Raw genomic sequence first — 14,116 nt, forward strand, 5'->3', positions numbered from 1 at the left:
CAGGCCCCGCGTGCCCGCGGTGGGCAATTGGCTGGAGTAGCCCAACTCCTTGCCCTGTTTTCTGTTTGCGCGCCTCAGGCTCCGCAAGACTCAAGCTGCGGACACAACGAACCCTGCGGGGACGCACGGCGGGTAATAGCCGTATCGGCCCGAACAAGAATATAAACACACTAACAACCAATAAATTATGAAAAAGTTATTTTTGTCGTTGATGATGGTAGGTCTGGTAGCCGGCGCCGCCGCTCAGGATTACAGCAAACAGGTCGTTCGCGACGCCAAACGCACCGAACGGAAAGAGGCCATGATCTCCCAGATGACCAATGCCCTGCAAAGCCACAACCTCACCTTCTCCGCCTCGTACCTGACCCCCGAGTTCGACGGGCCGCAACAGGCGTTGAATCAGTGGAATAACTATGTTACGGTCTATCCCGGCTATCTGGAAGTGAACCTGCCCTACGTGTCGGTGGCCGAGAATGTGACGATGATCCCGAAACGGATCGATTTCACGACCAACCGGTTTACCTTCTGGGAAGATATGAACAGCGGGGCGCAATGGACGCTGGTTTTCCAGACCGAATGGGACGGCGTGAAGTATGTTTTCCACCTGAACTATAATATCGACAACGGTTTGGCTACCCTGACCCTCGTGCCGAATATGGGGAACACCGCATCTTACACCGGCACCATCCAGGCCAACTGATCGGTCTGGCGAACGACAAAAAAAGGGACTCCGTAACGGAGCCCCTTTTTTGTTCCTAAAGAGATGCTTAGTCCGACAGCACGAAGTTGATCGGCACGTTGACATACACCCGCACCGGCTTTCCCCGGTTCGACCCCGGCGTCCACTTCGGCGCACTCTTGATCACCCGCACCGCCTCGTCGTTCAAAAGCCGGTCTACCCCCCGCAGCACCGTCACATGGCTGATCGACCCGTCGCGTTCCACCACGAACTGCACCATGACCCGTCCCTGCGAACCGTTGTCCTGCGCAGCCGGCGGATAGACGATGTGTTTCCCGCACCATCTGGCGAAGTCGTCCACCGTACCGCCCATAAAGGTAGGCATCGTTTCCGCAATCACCACCGGCGTATCGTCCTCCACTTCCGCTTCCCCCGTATACGTCGCCCCGAACTTCGTCACGTCCACCGCCAGATCCTGCGTCACGTCCAGGTCGAGGATATTGACCGTCGGTTCGATTTTCGCGTCGTTCTTCACCACATTCAGGATTTCCGAGATCGCCACCGCCTGGGTCTTCATAGGTGCCGGCGGCCGCTTGTCTTCCTGGATGGTCACCTCCATCATTTCCGTTTCGACCACGACCGGAGCCTGTTCGACGACCTCGATGACACGCTCCTTCTGGCTCCAGCTGAACATGGCGATACATGCCGCCAGCGCCACGATGATACCGATCTCCAGAAAATAGCTCCGCTTGTTTTCCAGATCGGCTTTGGGTGATTTTTTGAGTTCCATATTGTTGGGTAGTGAATTTTTGTATGCGTCCGTGCGCACAACCGGTAAATCGTACTTACAAAGCTATGCCATTTATTCGAAAAAACCAATACTTCGTTCGGATAATATTTGTCGCTGTCGAAAAAAGGGCTATATTTGTGGAGTCGACGAAGGGGAATTAGCTCAGTTGGTAGAGCGCTTGCATGGCATGCAAGAGGTCACCGGTTCGAACCCGGTATTCTCCACTTGTTTCTTTCGGTTTCCGCCCTCGTTTTCGTTTCATGAAACGTTACTGTCCTCATCTGTTCAGCTATTCCCGCCGGCGGACCCATCCCATTCGGATCGGCAGCCGGTTAGTGCTGGGGGGCGATGCCCCGATCGTCGTGCAGTCGATGACCACCGCCAACACGGCCGATGTCGAGGCCTCGGCCGCTCAGGTGCTGCGGATTGCCGAGGCGGGAGCCGAGATGGTGCGGCTCACCGCACCGGGGCGGACCGAAGCGGAGCGGCTGCTGACCATCCGTCGGCGGATCGAAGAGCGGGAGTGCTACGTGCCGCTGGTGGCCGACATCCATTTCAATCCGCAGGTGGCCTTGATTGCGGCGCAGTATGTCAGCAAAGTGCGGATCAATCCCGGTAATTTCATCGACAAGCGGGCTACGTTCCGGAAGCTGGAGTATACCGACGCCGAGTATGCTGCCGAACTGGAGCGGCTGCGGGTTCAGCTCACGGCGCTGATCGAAGTCTGCAAATATTATAATACGGTCATCCGCATCGGGGTGAACCACGGATCGCTCTCCGACCGGATCATGTCGCGGTACGGGGATACGACCGACGGAATGGTCGAGTCGGCGATGGAGTTCCTGCACGTGTGCCGGGCCGAGGGATACGACCGGGTCGTCATCTCGATGAAGTCGAGCAACACCCGGGTGATGGTCGAGGCCTATCGCAAGCTGGCGGCCCGGATGGACGAAGAGGGGATGACCTACCCCCTGCACCTCGGTGTGACCGAGGCGGGAGAGGGGGAGGACGGACGGATCCGCTCTGCGGTAGGGATCGGCGCGCTGCTGGCGGACGGGATCGGGGACACCATCCGTGTCTCGCTGACCGAGGCACCGGAGAATGAAATCGCGCCGGCGCGGATATTGGCGGACTATTTCGTGGGGCGCGAGATGCATAACTACATTCCGGTGGACGACGAACCGGTGCCGTACGATCCGTACAACTACGCCAGACGGGCGGCGACCGCTGTCGTTTTTCGCGGGGTGCCGATCGGGGGCGGGGCGCCGCCCATTGTGGTGGGGGATTGTGTTGGGCCGGGCGGCGCGGACTTGTCGCCGGAGGATTTTGCGCTCGTGACACCGCGACAGGCGATGCAAGACTTGGATCATGGAGAGGGTTGGATCGCCTGCACGCTGGAACACCTCTCGTATGAGTTTCTGGAGTGGCTGGAGAGCCATCCGGAGAGGATTCTCGTACTGGTGTCCGAGAACAGCCATTGGGTGGGCGAGATTCGGGCCTGCTTTGTCCAGCTGATGCGGCACGGGCTGAAGAATCCGGTGATTATGAGCCGCTGTTACGGCGAGCGGGATTTGGAGCGGTTGCAGCTCTATGCCGCCGCGGACTTCGGCGCGCTGCTGATCGACGGCTTCGGGGACGGGATATGGATCGTGAACGAAGTATTCACCACGGAATACGACGAGGATTCGGCGGGGAATTTGGTGGAGACGGAGCGGGATCTGACGCCGGATTTCGACCTGACCTCGCTGTCGTTTTCGATTTTGCAGGCCGCGCGGGCCCGGATCTCGAAGACCGAGATCATCTCGTGTCCGGGGTGCGGACGGACGCTGTTCGAGCTCCAGGAGGTCGCCCGGGCGGTCAAGGCCAGGTTCGGGAACTATCCGGGGCTGAAGATCGCCGTGATGGGCTGCATCGTGAACGGGCCGGGCGAGATGGCTGACGCCGATTTCGGCTATGTGGGAGCCGGGAACGGCGTGGTGACCTTGTACCGGGGCAAGGAGGTCGTCGAGCGCAACATTCCGCAGGAGGTGGCGTTGGAACGGCTCGAAGTTTTGATTGACAACAGTTTACGGAACAAATCATGACGATATTGACCAACGAAGAGGTGCTGGAGCTGCTCAAAGGGGTGACCCATCCGGAGCAGGAGAAGGATATCGTGTCGCTGGGGATGGTGGAACACCTCGCCGTCGATCCGGCGACCGGCGCCGTGCGCTTTACGCTGAAGCTGACCAAGCCGCGGGATCCGATGGCCGGTTCGGTGCGGCGTGCGGCGGAGGCGATACTGACCGAGACTACGGGGGTGGCGCCGGTGATTGTGGTGTCCGAGCCGCTGCCGCCCGACTCCAAAGCGGCGAAGCAGCAGGCGATGCGCGAAAAGAGCTCGATGAGCGGGGTGGGGCAGGTGATTGCCGTGGCTTCGGGCAAAGGCGGGGTGGGGAAGAGCACCGTGACGGCCAATCTGGCGGTGGCTTTGGCCGCCGAGGGATTTCGGGTGGGGGTGCTGGACGCGGATATCTACGGGCCGTCGATGCCGAAGATGTTCGGCGTAGAGGGCTATAAACCGGTGGCCGAAGTGGCCGAGGACGGTTCCGATCTGGAATATATCGTGCCGGCGGAGGCGTACGGGGTGAAGGTGATGTCGATCGGCTTTTTCATTTCGGGTTCGGATGCCTTGGTGTGGCGGGGGCCGATGGCGACCAACGCGTTGAGGCAGCTGTTGCACCAGACGGCGTGGGGAGAGTTGGATTATCTGTTGATCGACCTGCCGCCGGGGACGGGAGACTTGCACCTGACGATCGTCAGCGAGCTGAAGCTCTCGGGCGCGGTGATCGTCAGCACGCCTCAGGAGGTGGCCCTGGCCGATGTGGTGCGCGGTATCGCGATGTTCCGGAACGAGAACGTCGGGGTTCCGATCCGGGGGATTGTCGAGAACATGGCCTGGTTCACGCCGGCGGAGCTGCCGGAGAACAAGTATTATATCTTCGGGCCGGCGGGAGCGGACGGCCGGGTGGCCGCTTTGGCGAAAGAGCAGGGGGTTCCGTTTCTGGGTTCGATCCCGTTGGTGCAGGCGATTGCGGAGGGGGGCGATGCGGGAACTCCGATTGCAGCGCGCGATTCGGTGACGGGCGAAGCGTTTCGCTCCGTGGCCCGGACACTGGCATAGTCTGCGGCGGGCGGCCTGAAAACCAAAAAGAGAGCTATGGCAACAAAGGAATACATACGGAAGATCGAAGTGCGCGGGTTGTGGAACGTCTGCGACCTCTCGTGGGAACTCTCGCCCGAAGTGAACATCCTCTCCGGGAGCAACGGGAGCGGCAAGAGCACCGTTTTGCGCTGTCTGAGCGACCTGTTCACGCGCGGTGCGATATCCCCCGGCCACCGTTGCCGGATGCGTTCGATCGAAGTCGAATTTGCCGACGGCCGGCGGGCCGGTTCCGACCACCCGTTCGATCCGGCGGCATTCCACGTGGCCGTTATCAGCACCTTCGACACCACCCTGCAGGAGAGCGAAGCCATCTACAAACTCTCGGACGGCACCGTGGCCACCTATCTGGACTGGGAGCTGTACCGGCTCCAGAACCGCTATCTGACCTACCAGCTGGAGGTGGGGAAACGCGTCATCGCCGCCTTGCAGGCGGGCCAGACGATCGCAGACGTCAGTTCGCTGACCACCCGCCGGACCCAATATTTCGACATCATCGACGCCCTGCTGGAGGCGACCGGCAAGCGCGTCGATCGCGAGAGCGACACCTTGCAGTTCCTCACCCAGTACGGGACGATGATCTCGCCGCATCAGTTGTCTTCCGGCGAGAAGCAGATTCTGATCATTCTGACGACCGTGTTGATCCAGTCGGGACGCGAGTTCATCCTGATTATGGACGAGCCCGAGATTTCGCTTCATTTCGACTGGCAGCGGCGCTTGATCGATGACATTCGGACACTGAATCCCAACCTTCAGCTGATTCTGGCCACCCACTCTCCGGCCCTGGTGATGAACGGCTGGACGGATCGGGTGATCGAGATCAGCGACATCGTCCGCCCGATGGCGGAATAGTTCTCCGCCATCGGATCGTTGCTCCGCCAAGGCGAACGCGAGAATTACATTTTGGAATCCAGATTGAGCCCTTTCTCCTCGTGTTCGAAATTGTGCAGGAACTCCTTCATAATAGCAACGATTTCGGCCTTGGTAACCGAAGGACGGGCGAACGCCTCGGTCAGTTGCGTAAACAAAGTATCGATCTCCGCCATCGGCCGCGGCTGCACACCGGTTACCACCCCCAAAGCCTGATGGCGTTTCATATCGGTCGTTTCGTCGTCGGTGAAAAACTCTTCGTACGGTTTTTCTCCCGTGGTATTGCTTCCTGAATAATATACAGGGTACCTCTTATCGCCCTCATCAAGCTGTGCGGCCATATCGATCGCCTCTTGTTCCGATCCGCATTCGACGGCCCGATAGCCCATAGCAGTCAGCAAGTCCGTTGCGATGGCCGAGAAAGTCTTGACCTGCTCCTTCCCGAGTTTCGGGAAATAGATCTCCCCGCTTTTCCCCAGCATACAGGCCAGCATGCAGATCTCCCCGCTCTCCTCCGGCGAGACGAAGTACCGGGTCACATCGTTCGGAGCCGAGAGCGGCTGGCGTCGTTCGATACGCTGCATCCATCCGTCGGGCAAACTTCCGTTGCTGAACGCCACGTTGGCAAACCGGGCGGTGGTCACGGGAAACCGATCGCTGTATGCCATAATCATATCTTCCATGATCTTTTTCGACCCGCCCATGATGTTGACCGGATTGGCCGCCTTGTCGGTCGAGACGCAGAAGTAGTGCCGCGGCGGGAACTCTTCCAGCAGGGTCAGCAGTTTCCTGGCCCGGAGCACATTGTTTTCGAGCAGCGCTTCGACGGAATACACATCTTTTTCAGACCGCACATGTTTATGTGCAGAAAAATTGGCCACGATATCGAATCCGCCGTGTGCCCGAAACATCTTTTCGAACACGGCGTCATTGAAATTCATGGGATACGTTACATATTCCGGCGGTACATATCCTCCGGAGGTCGACCGCAGGTCGCGCGTGAGTTCGGTGAGTCCGTTTTCGTTGATATCCACGACGGTCAGCGCGCCCGGTCGGAACGGCAGGATAGCGCGGATAAACGACGAACCGATAGTCCCGGCGCCACCGATCACGAGTACGGATTTTCCTTTGATTTCTTCGGTGAGTCGTTTCCGGTTAGCATCGATGTCAGGTGCAAACATACTGGTCTGCCTCCCTGTGACATGGTCTTTTATGAATTGTGCGAGGTGGAACATTATTCAGAAATAAAAGTGATATTATCCGGTTGCGGGTGTACGAATTCGTATTCAAGCGTTCGTTCGAGTCCGTCTCCGAGTGTGTACGGTGCCATAAATCCCGAGGTGTGGGCTGCCGTGGCATTGAATTGTGTCGTGGCACAAAACTTTTTGACACGCACCGAACTGATGGTCAGTTTTTTGCGCGTTATCCATGCCAGCAGATCGAAACCATAGCCACCCATCATCCCCAGCCAATATGGGAAATGGGTTGCCGGAATATGTTTTTTGAGTACATTGCCTACATGTGCAACCAGTTGGTTCATGGTAAAATCCGGCGTATCGACATAGTTGTACACATGGTATCCGGTCGTTTGAACGGTCAGCAGAAAATCGATGAAAGCTACGATGTTTCCGACATATGCCATGGACTTTTTATTTTCGCCTTTTCCGATCATCAGAAATTTCCCGCCGGCAATCTGTCGTAATAGATTATAGACATTCCCACGGTTCCGTTCCCCGAAAATTACAGTTGGTCGTAAAATATTCAGGTTTCGCTGTGTCGGATCAGCATCGTACCACCCGCGGAGCACCTCTTCCGCCTGCCACTTACTTTTTCCATAGTGATTGAACGGATCGGCCGGGTGTTGTTCGTCCGGATTCTTCTTGTTCAATCCATAAACGGCGACGGAGCTGGTGAAGACAATTCGGCGTATCCCGTTGGCATCCATAGCCGCCAGCACGTTCCGTGCTCCTTGTACGTTGACGTCGTAGTACAGTGAAGTCGGTGACACGTCGTCCCGGTGTTCGGCAGCGAGCAACACTACGGCGTCGAAGCCTCCGGTGAGTTGTTCGGTGAGTTTGGCGGAGTCACGCACATCGCCAATAATAGTCAGGTCGGGATGAAAATGACTATCTTGTTTGTCGATATTACAGATTTGATGCTGTTTTCGGAGCAGTTCGATCAATCGCGTGCCAACGAATCCGCTACCGCCGATGATGGCTATTTTCATGGTTTACCTAAGTAGTTTTTTATAAATTAGTGTTCGGATCTTATTGGGCATGATGCGTATTGTGAATCGAATAAAACCGTTGGTTAATAAGGTGTAAGTATTAATCCATTTAACTTTATGCATCACCCGCAAAAATCGCCATTCACTTAGAGCGTATTTAAGGCCCCCCCGGCGAGCGATCATTTGGGGATTGCTGCGGAAGAATAAAAGACTTTCTTGGATGTTGTATAGCTCAAATCCGTTGATTAATAATCGAACCCAAAGATAGTAATCTTCAAAGAGAAAAAAGGGTTGGTATCCGCCGACTTGTTGGATTGCGTCTTTTCGAAACATGACTGTGGGATGGTTCAGCGGATTTCGCTTTCGGGCGAAGTGACAGATTTCTTTCGGGGTACATGGTGTGCGGCGAACGGATAATAAGTGAGCGGGATCGTCAATGAATTCGTCCACCCAACTTCCAACAACAGCTAAATGAGGGCTTTGGGCATAAACAGCCAACTGTTTTTCAAAACGATTCGGTTTACAAATATCATCCGAGTCCATTCGGGCAACCAAGTCATAGGAACAATGTTTGAGGCCCTCGTTTAAAGCAGAACCGAGTCCGACATTTTCCGGTAAAGTAATTACATGCAACTCGGGCTGCAGAGCGGCATATCGACTAATTACAGCATCGAGACCGGGCGTCAGTGGGCCGTCTTTGACCAATACAACTTCATCTGGCAGAACCGTTTGATCGAAAACACTGGCTAATGCGATATCCAAGAATTCCGGCAGTTCCCGGTAATATACAGACATTAGAACACTAAACTTCGCCATAATATATTCGGAGATAACGTTCATACATTCTTTCCGGGCTGTACGCTTGTTCGTATTTCAGGTGCAGATTCTTACCTAACGTAGAATTAGTTGTCGCTCCATGTATAGCCTGGATTACAGAGGTAGGTGCTTCGAGTCTAAAAATCGCTACTTCGTCTGTATTAAAACATTCGGTTACGATGGGCAGATTGGAAACAACACATGGCTTTGCATACACGGCCGCCTCAAGTAAAGACAATGGAAAACCTTCACTCCGACTCGGCAGGGCATAAATATCATATAACGGCAAATAAAGATAAGCATTCTGTCGGTAGCCGGCAAACAGACAGCGATCAGCCACTCCCAATCGGCGAGCCAGGCGTTCGAGTCGCGCACGCTCTTTACCATCCCCCGCAATGAACAATTTGTAGTCCGGCAAGCGCACTAAAGCCCGAATCAACATATCAACCCCTTTCCGCCGTGTCAATAAGGCATTGACTCCGATCAATACGGAATTTCCTTTGAATACCTGAAGTTCTTGTATGGAATTTTCGTCAAGAGTTTGAGTCAGATATAATACTCGAGTATTGTATGCATAGGTTACTTTTTGTGGTGGAAACCATTTTAAATAATATTGTTGAGCATGCTGAGACAGTGCAACTACAGTATCCATTTTTTGAAGAGTATGCATCCATAATCGACCGAATATCTGAGCAACCAACCAATTATATTGATATCGTAAGTCCTCTAAAACATAATTATGCAATGTAGAGATATAGCGAACCTTCCCGCTATATTCTCGATATTTAGCTACATATTTATCCGGACGTAGGCCATGGCTGTGAACGATATCGTATGCTGAAAAATCTATTTTTTCGTTTTTTCGAATGCGATGTGTCGCACAATCGAAAGTAATCGGAAGCTTGTCATCAAAATAAAATACGGTGCATTCGTGTCCATGGTTTATCATTTGACGAACCAATTCTTTGACGACAATCACCGGACCTCGATTGGCTAAAGAGGGAACAATATAGGCTATCTTCATTGGGTTAGCAGAAATTGATAACGGGCGACATTGCCGACAGCCAAGTTGAGGGACAAAGTGCTCAGGGCATACAACACCAGCAACAATCCCATAACGGGGCGAGAACGTGGAGTGACAAGATAAAGCAACATCGGGACAACTAATACTTCCGTGATGGAAAAGAAAGTTCCGATACGGCCGGCAATAATCGCAAAATCATTCCAAACCACCAACCAACACACTGAAACTAATAACGGCGTAACTAGCAGTCGAAAATAAGGAACCCGTTCGTCTAATGTTTTCCAGTATTTTAGGCAAATGAACGAAAAAAACAGTTGTTTGATGATTGTCGGATTGGTTAGTATTCCGGGTGCTCCCTGTTCGACCATCCATGAATAATTCTTTATCCGTTGAAATAATGCTCCACCCGGTAACATGGTCAACAGTTTTCCGAAAGGGAAAAGAATACCGATTACCAAACAAATACCGATAAGCCATTTCCAAACCTGGTTTTTCAGATTCCATTGGTAGATTGGATAAATCAGCGCGAATGCACCCGATGCGAGATGGAATCCCATAGCACATAGGATCAATAACAGAAATTTGAAGGGCTTTTGTTGCGTTACAAAAGGTAATGACCATAAGACAATCCCGGCTGCGACTCCTGCACGGATTTGCATCGTTTCGCGCATTAGAAAAGTATGGACGAAATACAAAAGTAGAGATAAGAGGAAAAATTCCGAATATTTGGCATAAAACCGACTGTTGAGTATTACCGCTATCGCTGCGATAATCAAGAATAAGAATACGGGCTGCGTCGTACAAAATGTTATTATATATACTGTCAGGTTATAGAGCGGCTCGAAAAATTGTGCAATATTGAGTCGGGTGTAATCGAGTCCCACGTGAGCGACCTCTTCGAACCCTTCTTTATAAGGCATCCAGTCTGGCGAGTCATAGCGAAGTCCGGCAAAGAGGATCAAAATTGCAGCGCCAATGACCAATAGACATAGCCGCTGGTTTCGTTTTACATTAAAGAAATCAGCGAACGAAAACAGCCCCAATAAAGTGAATATGATAAAATAGGGTGCCACTTATCGTTTAATCTTGCGATAGAGCCAATTCAGCAATCTGACTTGGGTGATGAAAGTATACAGTTTTTTCTTGAGTTTGGCTTTCGGCGGCAACCAAGAACCCATTGGCCGATGCACCGTATAACTTTCGTCCGTGATCTTGAGCGTTGCCAAGTCCGGACAAAAATAACGGCTCGGATAAATAGCCACGCCACCATCCAAAATCGTTGGAGCCGATTCCGTCGGGACGAACTGGGGATACACTTCTTGTAGTATATTCTGAAAATGTATCCCGATGACAGTATTGTCCGGTCGTCTGTCCACTACATAGTGCATTTGGTCATATTGTGCCAGAATGGTCCCGATGAGTCGATTCTGAGGTTCGCAACCGAACACTCCTGCTTGCAAACGAAGTCCGGGTTCAAGGCCGAAGAAAACGCTATGTTCAACAAAACGATCCAACGACCGGATCATTTCTTCGTCCGCATCGAGATAGATACCGCCGTGGTCGTATAATACTTTTACTCGAATATAATCCGAAACGAAAGCCCATTTCTTCAAAGCATAAGCTTCTCGACAATAGTCCGCCGAATGTTCAATATCAAAGTTTGACTCATCCCACCGTATGATTTCCCAATCGGGCATTTTCCGACTCCACTCATTGATAAAAGATTGGTATTTCGCAGGAATAGTCCGACTGCCGACCCATATGTAATGTATCGTCTTAGGTATCATTGTTACACGGGATTTTGAATGAAGCGGCGTGAGTCTTTAATGCTGATCTGAACGGCAGGTACGCCTGCAACTGTAATTCCGGCGGGCACGTCTTTTACAACCACAGCATTGGCTCCTATCACCGCATAGGCACCTATATGCACTCCGCCTACAATTTTACTGCCCGGGCCGAGGTATACCCCCTCTTCAATGGTTGCAAAGTCCATATTGGTACTCCCTATGGTGACACATTGCGATATGTTCACATTTTTAGCGATTATAGTTCGGGGAGAAATGACGATGCCTGAAAAATGACCGATATAGAAACCGGGTGCAATAGAGGTGGAAGAGGGGATGTCTATGCCATACTTATAACCGTAATGCCGCATCAGTAATTCGAAAAAAACGAATAAAGGTTTGTATAGCCCATTGCGTTGCGAACGTGTCTGCCAGTGTTGCGCTTTGCGGTACCAGTATAAATATTTGAATCCAGGAATGGTTAGATAGCATTTCCAAAATGCTTTGAGCGAAGCATTGCCTGCATAACGAAACAAATCCTGATCGATTACATCTTTTACATTTACCATAGTTGTTAATGTTTCATAGTCAAAGCTGCTAACCGACATAAGATTTTGAGGTTTCGTAATATTGAGTTTTGTCGGCTTAAGGCGTGGCGGAGTGTTTTTTTTGCTTCTTGAAATTCTTTTATCTGTTGACAGATGACACCTCGTGAATAATTGTATCGCTTTTTTATTCTTTTACGTGTGCGTGCATCTTTGATTACGGGTAGGTATTTGTTGTAAATTGCGTCATGACGGGCTACCCATTTCGGACTGGACGAGATAGAGGTCGACCCGATCCAATAATATCCAAGCGCTTTAGGGATCATTGCAAAACGTTCGGTAACAAGACTTAAACGCAACCAATAGTCGAAATCTTCCACAGCGACTAAGTCCCGCTCTTCCGAAAGGAAACCTATTTGTTCGATCACTGTACGACGAATACATGCCGATGAATTGGGCATGCAACTGTCATGCAGTAACAAATTAACGAAGATAGGCTTCCGAGGCACGTATGCTCGAAGTGTTTTGGTCGTAAGTCCCTGTTGTTCTGTGTATATCCATAATGTGTGATATATCACGTCGTTTTGGTCTAGATAAGGCAGGCATGCCTCCAATTTATCCGGTGTCCACCAGTCATCGGAATCCAGAAAACAGATCCACTCGCCGCGAGCTTCCGAAATACCTTTGTTGCGTGAAGCGGCGATGATACCGTTATTCGCAAAATTAATCAGTCGAATGCGAGAATCGTGGTAACCCTCCACCACTTCGATGGTGTTATCATTTGAGAAATTATTCACCACGATCGCCTCCCAATCCCCGCAACTCTGTCCCACGACCGAGTCAAGACAACGACCGATCAGGTGCCCATGATTGTAGGTAGGGATAACGATCGAAAAAAGCGGTGTAGAAGAGTTGTATTTATGCTCTTGTGCCATCGTGCTGCTCTAAGTAGTCAAACAGGTCCTCGATCCCTCGCCGTAAATCCCATTCCGGCGTATAGCCGATACTGCGCAGTAAGCTGTTGTCGATCGTATAGCGATCCGACGCTGTCGCCCCGCCCGTAGGTGGTACGGACTCTATTCGGATGTCGCGGGAGTAACGTTCCGCATAAATTTGCTGTACGGTCTGTGCGATCTCCATAATGGTCAGCGTAGTTCCGGAGCTGATCTGGTACAGTGTATGAGGCGCCTCTGTGGCGATGATGCGCTCCACGGCCCGGCATACGTCCCACCCGTGAATAAAATCGCGCTGCGGCGTTCCGTCGGATTGCAGGACGATTCGCCGTTCGCGGAATGTCATCCGACACAAGTCGTTGACCACCAGCCACCAACAATTATTCTCCATGAAAATCGGAGCGCCGTAGCTATTGGAAAGCCGTACCACACGACATTGCGTTGAACTGGTCCGATTGTAATGGTCGCAAATCTGTTCTCCGATCCAATGGGTAAGCGCATAAGCATTCCTGGTCTGCGGCGGATGTTGTTCCGTAATTTTTCCCGGAGTCAATACCCCGTATACCTGTACAGTGGAAAAATAGACGAATTTTTTCAGTCCTGCTTTCGAGAAAATGTCGAGCAAACTCCAAGTCGGAGTAATATTCACCCCTGCCACCGAAGCAGGATCGCCGGCCGACTGTCGGTGGTCCAGCGAAACGAGGTGCACGACAGCATCAAAGCCTCCCTCTTGCGCGAGTCCCCGCAAAAACTGTTCGTCCCGCACGTCGCCTACGACTATGCGCTCCATCTTGGCACGCCAAGCCTCATCGACCGGTGCCGCCGGATAGCATACGGGGGTAACGGCATAGCCCGCATCGGCTAAATGCAAGCTCAAACGAGCTCCGATATAGCCGTTGCCGCCCGTAATCAGTATGTGTCCTTTGGTTATCACCAAGTGTAAGGTATGTCGTCCAGTGTCTCTTTTCGTTCCACTTCTTCCGGATCGTGCTCCAGATTAGCTAAGTTGAGTAGCAGGTTCAATCCTTCGCCCACGCCATGAAACGCGACCCATATCCCCGCCGGAATCGTGATTCGTTGATAATTCCCCTCTCCCAGCGTAAGGTCGAAAAATTGTCCGTAAGTCGTACTCCCCTCCCGATCGTCGTATAACACAAACCGAATCCGTCCCACCGGTATGACAAAGTTCAAAGTCATCCGCAGATGTTTTTTCCACGGTTTGGTAT

Annotated in this window: 15 protein-coding genes and 1 tRNA gene; 5 read left to right on the plus strand and 11 right to left on the minus strand. The window is 52.3% G+C overall.

The features are described from left to right. Positions 1-187: 187 nt before the first annotated feature. Positions 188-700 carry a DUF4251 domain-containing protein gene (locus QZ292_RS02145; RefSeq protein ID WP_294597199.1) on the plus strand — a complete coding sequence of 171 codons (513 nt, stop codon included), beginning with the start codon at positions 188-190 and terminating at the stop codon, positions 698-700. Between the two features lie 67 nt (positions 701-767). On the opposite strand, the gene QZ292_RS02150 is transcribed toward QZ292_RS02145, so the two are convergent. Next, entirely contained in the window at positions 768-1,469 is a 702-nt protein-coding gene (locus QZ292_RS02150) for an energy transducer TonB (protein ID WP_294597204.1), read from the minus strand. A gap of 151 nt (positions 1,470-1,620) precedes the next feature. Between QZ292_RS02150 and QZ292_RS02155 the strand changes: the two genes are divergently transcribed. The 4 genes from QZ292_RS02155 to QZ292_RS02170 all read left to right on the plus strand — a co-directional run bounded on the left by QZ292_RS02155 (position 1,621) and on the right by QZ292_RS02170 (position 5,523). After that, positions 1,621-1,693: transfer RNA gene (locus tag QZ292_RS02155), tRNA-Ala, on the plus strand. Positions 1,694-1,729: 36 nt separating this feature from the next. Continuing rightward, complete coding sequence (ispG, locus tag QZ292_RS02160; RefSeq protein WP_294597207.1) at positions 1,730-3,553, plus strand: (E)-4-hydroxy-3-methylbut-2-enyl-diphosphate synthase; 1,824 nt, start codon at positions 1,730-1,732, stop codon at positions 3,551-3,553. Next, the gene (locus QZ292_RS02165) at positions 3,550-4,632 is read left to right on the plus strand and encodes an Mrp/NBP35 family ATP-binding protein (protein ID WP_294597210.1); all 1,083 of its coding nucleotides are present in this window, start codon (positions 3,550-3,552) and stop codon (positions 4,630-4,632) included. Before ispG ends, QZ292_RS02165 begins: the two co-directional genes overlap by 4 nt. A gap of 36 nt (positions 4,633-4,668) precedes the next feature. Beyond that, positions 4,669-5,523, plus strand: coding sequence for an ATP-binding protein (locus QZ292_RS02170; RefSeq protein ID WP_294597213.1), 855 nt, complete (start codon positions 4,669-4,671; stop codon positions 5,521-5,523). A gap of 44 nt (positions 5,524-5,567) precedes the next feature. Here the strand turns inward: QZ292_RS02170 and QZ292_RS02175 are convergent, their stop codons facing one another. From QZ292_RS02175 to QZ292_RS10375, 10 genes are read right to left on the minus strand one after another with little or no spacing between them, the layout of a single operon-like run. After that, complete coding sequence (locus tag QZ292_RS02175; RefSeq protein WP_294597216.1) at positions 5,568-6,776, minus strand: polysaccharide biosynthesis protein; 1,209 nt, start codon at positions 6,774-6,776, stop codon at positions 5,568-5,570. Beyond that, entirely contained in the window at positions 6,776-7,768 is a 993-nt protein-coding gene (locus QZ292_RS02180) for an NAD-dependent epimerase/dehydratase family protein (protein ID WP_294597219.1), read from the minus strand. The genes QZ292_RS02175 and QZ292_RS02180 overlap by 1 nt, the downstream gene beginning before the upstream one ends. 3 nt (positions 7,769-7,771) lie before the next feature. Next, positions 7,772-8,608, minus strand: coding sequence for a glycosyltransferase (locus QZ292_RS02185; RefSeq protein ID WP_294597222.1), 837 nt, complete (start codon positions 8,606-8,608; stop codon positions 7,772-7,774). Continuing rightward, positions 8,571-9,608, minus strand: coding sequence for a glycosyltransferase family 4 protein (locus QZ292_RS02190; protein ID WP_294597224.1), 1,038 nt, complete (start codon positions 9,606-9,608; stop codon positions 8,571-8,573). The genes QZ292_RS02185 and QZ292_RS02190 overlap by 38 nt, the downstream gene beginning before the upstream one ends. Further along, a complete protein-coding gene (locus tag QZ292_RS02195) occupies positions 9,605-10,681 on the minus strand; it encodes an EpsG family protein (RefSeq protein WP_294597227.1) in 1,077 nt (358 codons plus the stop codon). Before QZ292_RS02195 ends, QZ292_RS02190 begins: the two co-directional genes overlap by 4 nt. Next, positions 10,682-11,395, minus strand: a complete 714-nt coding sequence (locus QZ292_RS02200) for a glycosyltransferase (protein WP_294597230.1) — start codon at positions 11,393-11,395, stop codon at positions 10,682-10,684. A 2-nt stretch (positions 11,396-11,397) separates the two neighbouring features. Then, entirely contained in the window at positions 11,398-11,961 is a 564-nt protein-coding gene (locus QZ292_RS02205; protein WP_294597233.1) for a serine acetyltransferase, read from the minus strand. A gap of 5 nt (positions 11,962-11,966) precedes the next feature. Then, entirely contained in the window at positions 11,967-12,872 is a 906-nt protein-coding gene (locus QZ292_RS02210) for a glycosyltransferase (RefSeq protein ID WP_294597235.1), read from the minus strand. Continuing rightward, positions 12,856-13,824 carry an SDR family oxidoreductase gene (locus tag QZ292_RS02215; protein ID WP_294597237.1) on the minus strand — a complete coding sequence of 323 codons (969 nt, stop codon included), beginning with the start codon at positions 13,822-13,824 and terminating at the stop codon, positions 12,856-12,858. Before QZ292_RS02215 ends, QZ292_RS02210 begins: the two co-directional genes overlap by 17 nt. Next, positions 13,821-14,087, minus strand: a complete 267-nt coding sequence (locus tag QZ292_RS10375; RefSeq protein WP_365330724.1) for a hypothetical protein — start codon at positions 14,085-14,087, stop codon at positions 13,821-13,823. Before QZ292_RS10375 ends, QZ292_RS02215 begins: the two co-directional genes overlap by 4 nt. Between the last annotated feature and the right edge of the window lie 29 nt (positions 14,088-14,116).

It is taken from the genome of uncultured Rikenella sp., assembly GCF_910577125.1.
Lineage (GTDB): Bacteria > Bacteroidota > Bacteroidia > Bacteroidales > Rikenellaceae > Rikenella.

Bases quoted from the DNA above. Each gene is read 5' to 3' on its own strand.
- QZ292_RS02145 (WP_294597199.1), top strand. From the start codon at position 188: ATGAAAAAGTTATTTTTGTCGTTGATGATGGTAGGTCTGGTAGCCGGC.
- QZ292_RS02150 (WP_294597204.1), bottom strand. From the start codon at position 1,469: ATGGAACTCAAAAAATCACCCAAAGCCGATCTGGAAAACAAGCGGAGC.
- ispG (WP_294597207.1), top strand. From the start codon at position 1,730: ATGAAACGTTACTGTCCTCATCTGTTCAGCTATTCCCGCCGGCGGACC.
- QZ292_RS02165 (WP_294597210.1), top strand. From the start codon at position 3,550: ATGACGATATTGACCAACGAAGAGGTGCTGGAGCTGCTCAAAGGGGTG.
- QZ292_RS02170 (WP_294597213.1), top strand. From the start codon at position 4,669: ATGGCAACAAAGGAATACATACGGAAGATCGAAGTGCGCGGGTTGTGG.
- QZ292_RS02175 (WP_294597216.1), bottom strand. From the start codon at position 6,776: ATGTTCCACCTCGCACAATTCATAAAAGACCATGTCACAGGGAGGCAG.
- QZ292_RS02180 (WP_294597219.1), bottom strand. From the start codon at position 7,768: ATGAAAATAGCCATCATCGGCGGTAGCGGATTCGTTGGCACGCGATTG.
- QZ292_RS02185 (WP_294597222.1), bottom strand. From the start codon at position 8,608: ATGAACGTTATCTCCGAATATATTATGGCGAAGTTTAGTGTTCTAATG.
- QZ292_RS02190 (WP_294597224.1), bottom strand. From the start codon at position 9,608: ATGAAGATAGCCTATATTGTTCCCTCTTTAGCCAATCGAGGTCCGGTG.
- QZ292_RS02200 (WP_294597230.1), bottom strand. From the start codon at position 11,395: ATGATACCTAAGACGATACATTACATATGGGTCGGCAGTCGGACTATT.
- QZ292_RS02205 (WP_294597233.1), bottom strand. From the start codon at position 11,961: ATGGTAAATGTAAAAGATGTAATCGATCAGGATTTGTTTCGTTATGCA.
- QZ292_RS02210 (WP_294597235.1), bottom strand. From the start codon at position 12,872: ATGGCACAAGAGCATAAATACAACTCTTCTACACCGCTTTTTTCGATC.
- QZ292_RS10375 (WP_365330724.1), bottom strand. From the start codon at position 14,087: ATGACTTTGAACTTTGTCATACCGGTGGGACGGATTCGGTTTGTGTTA.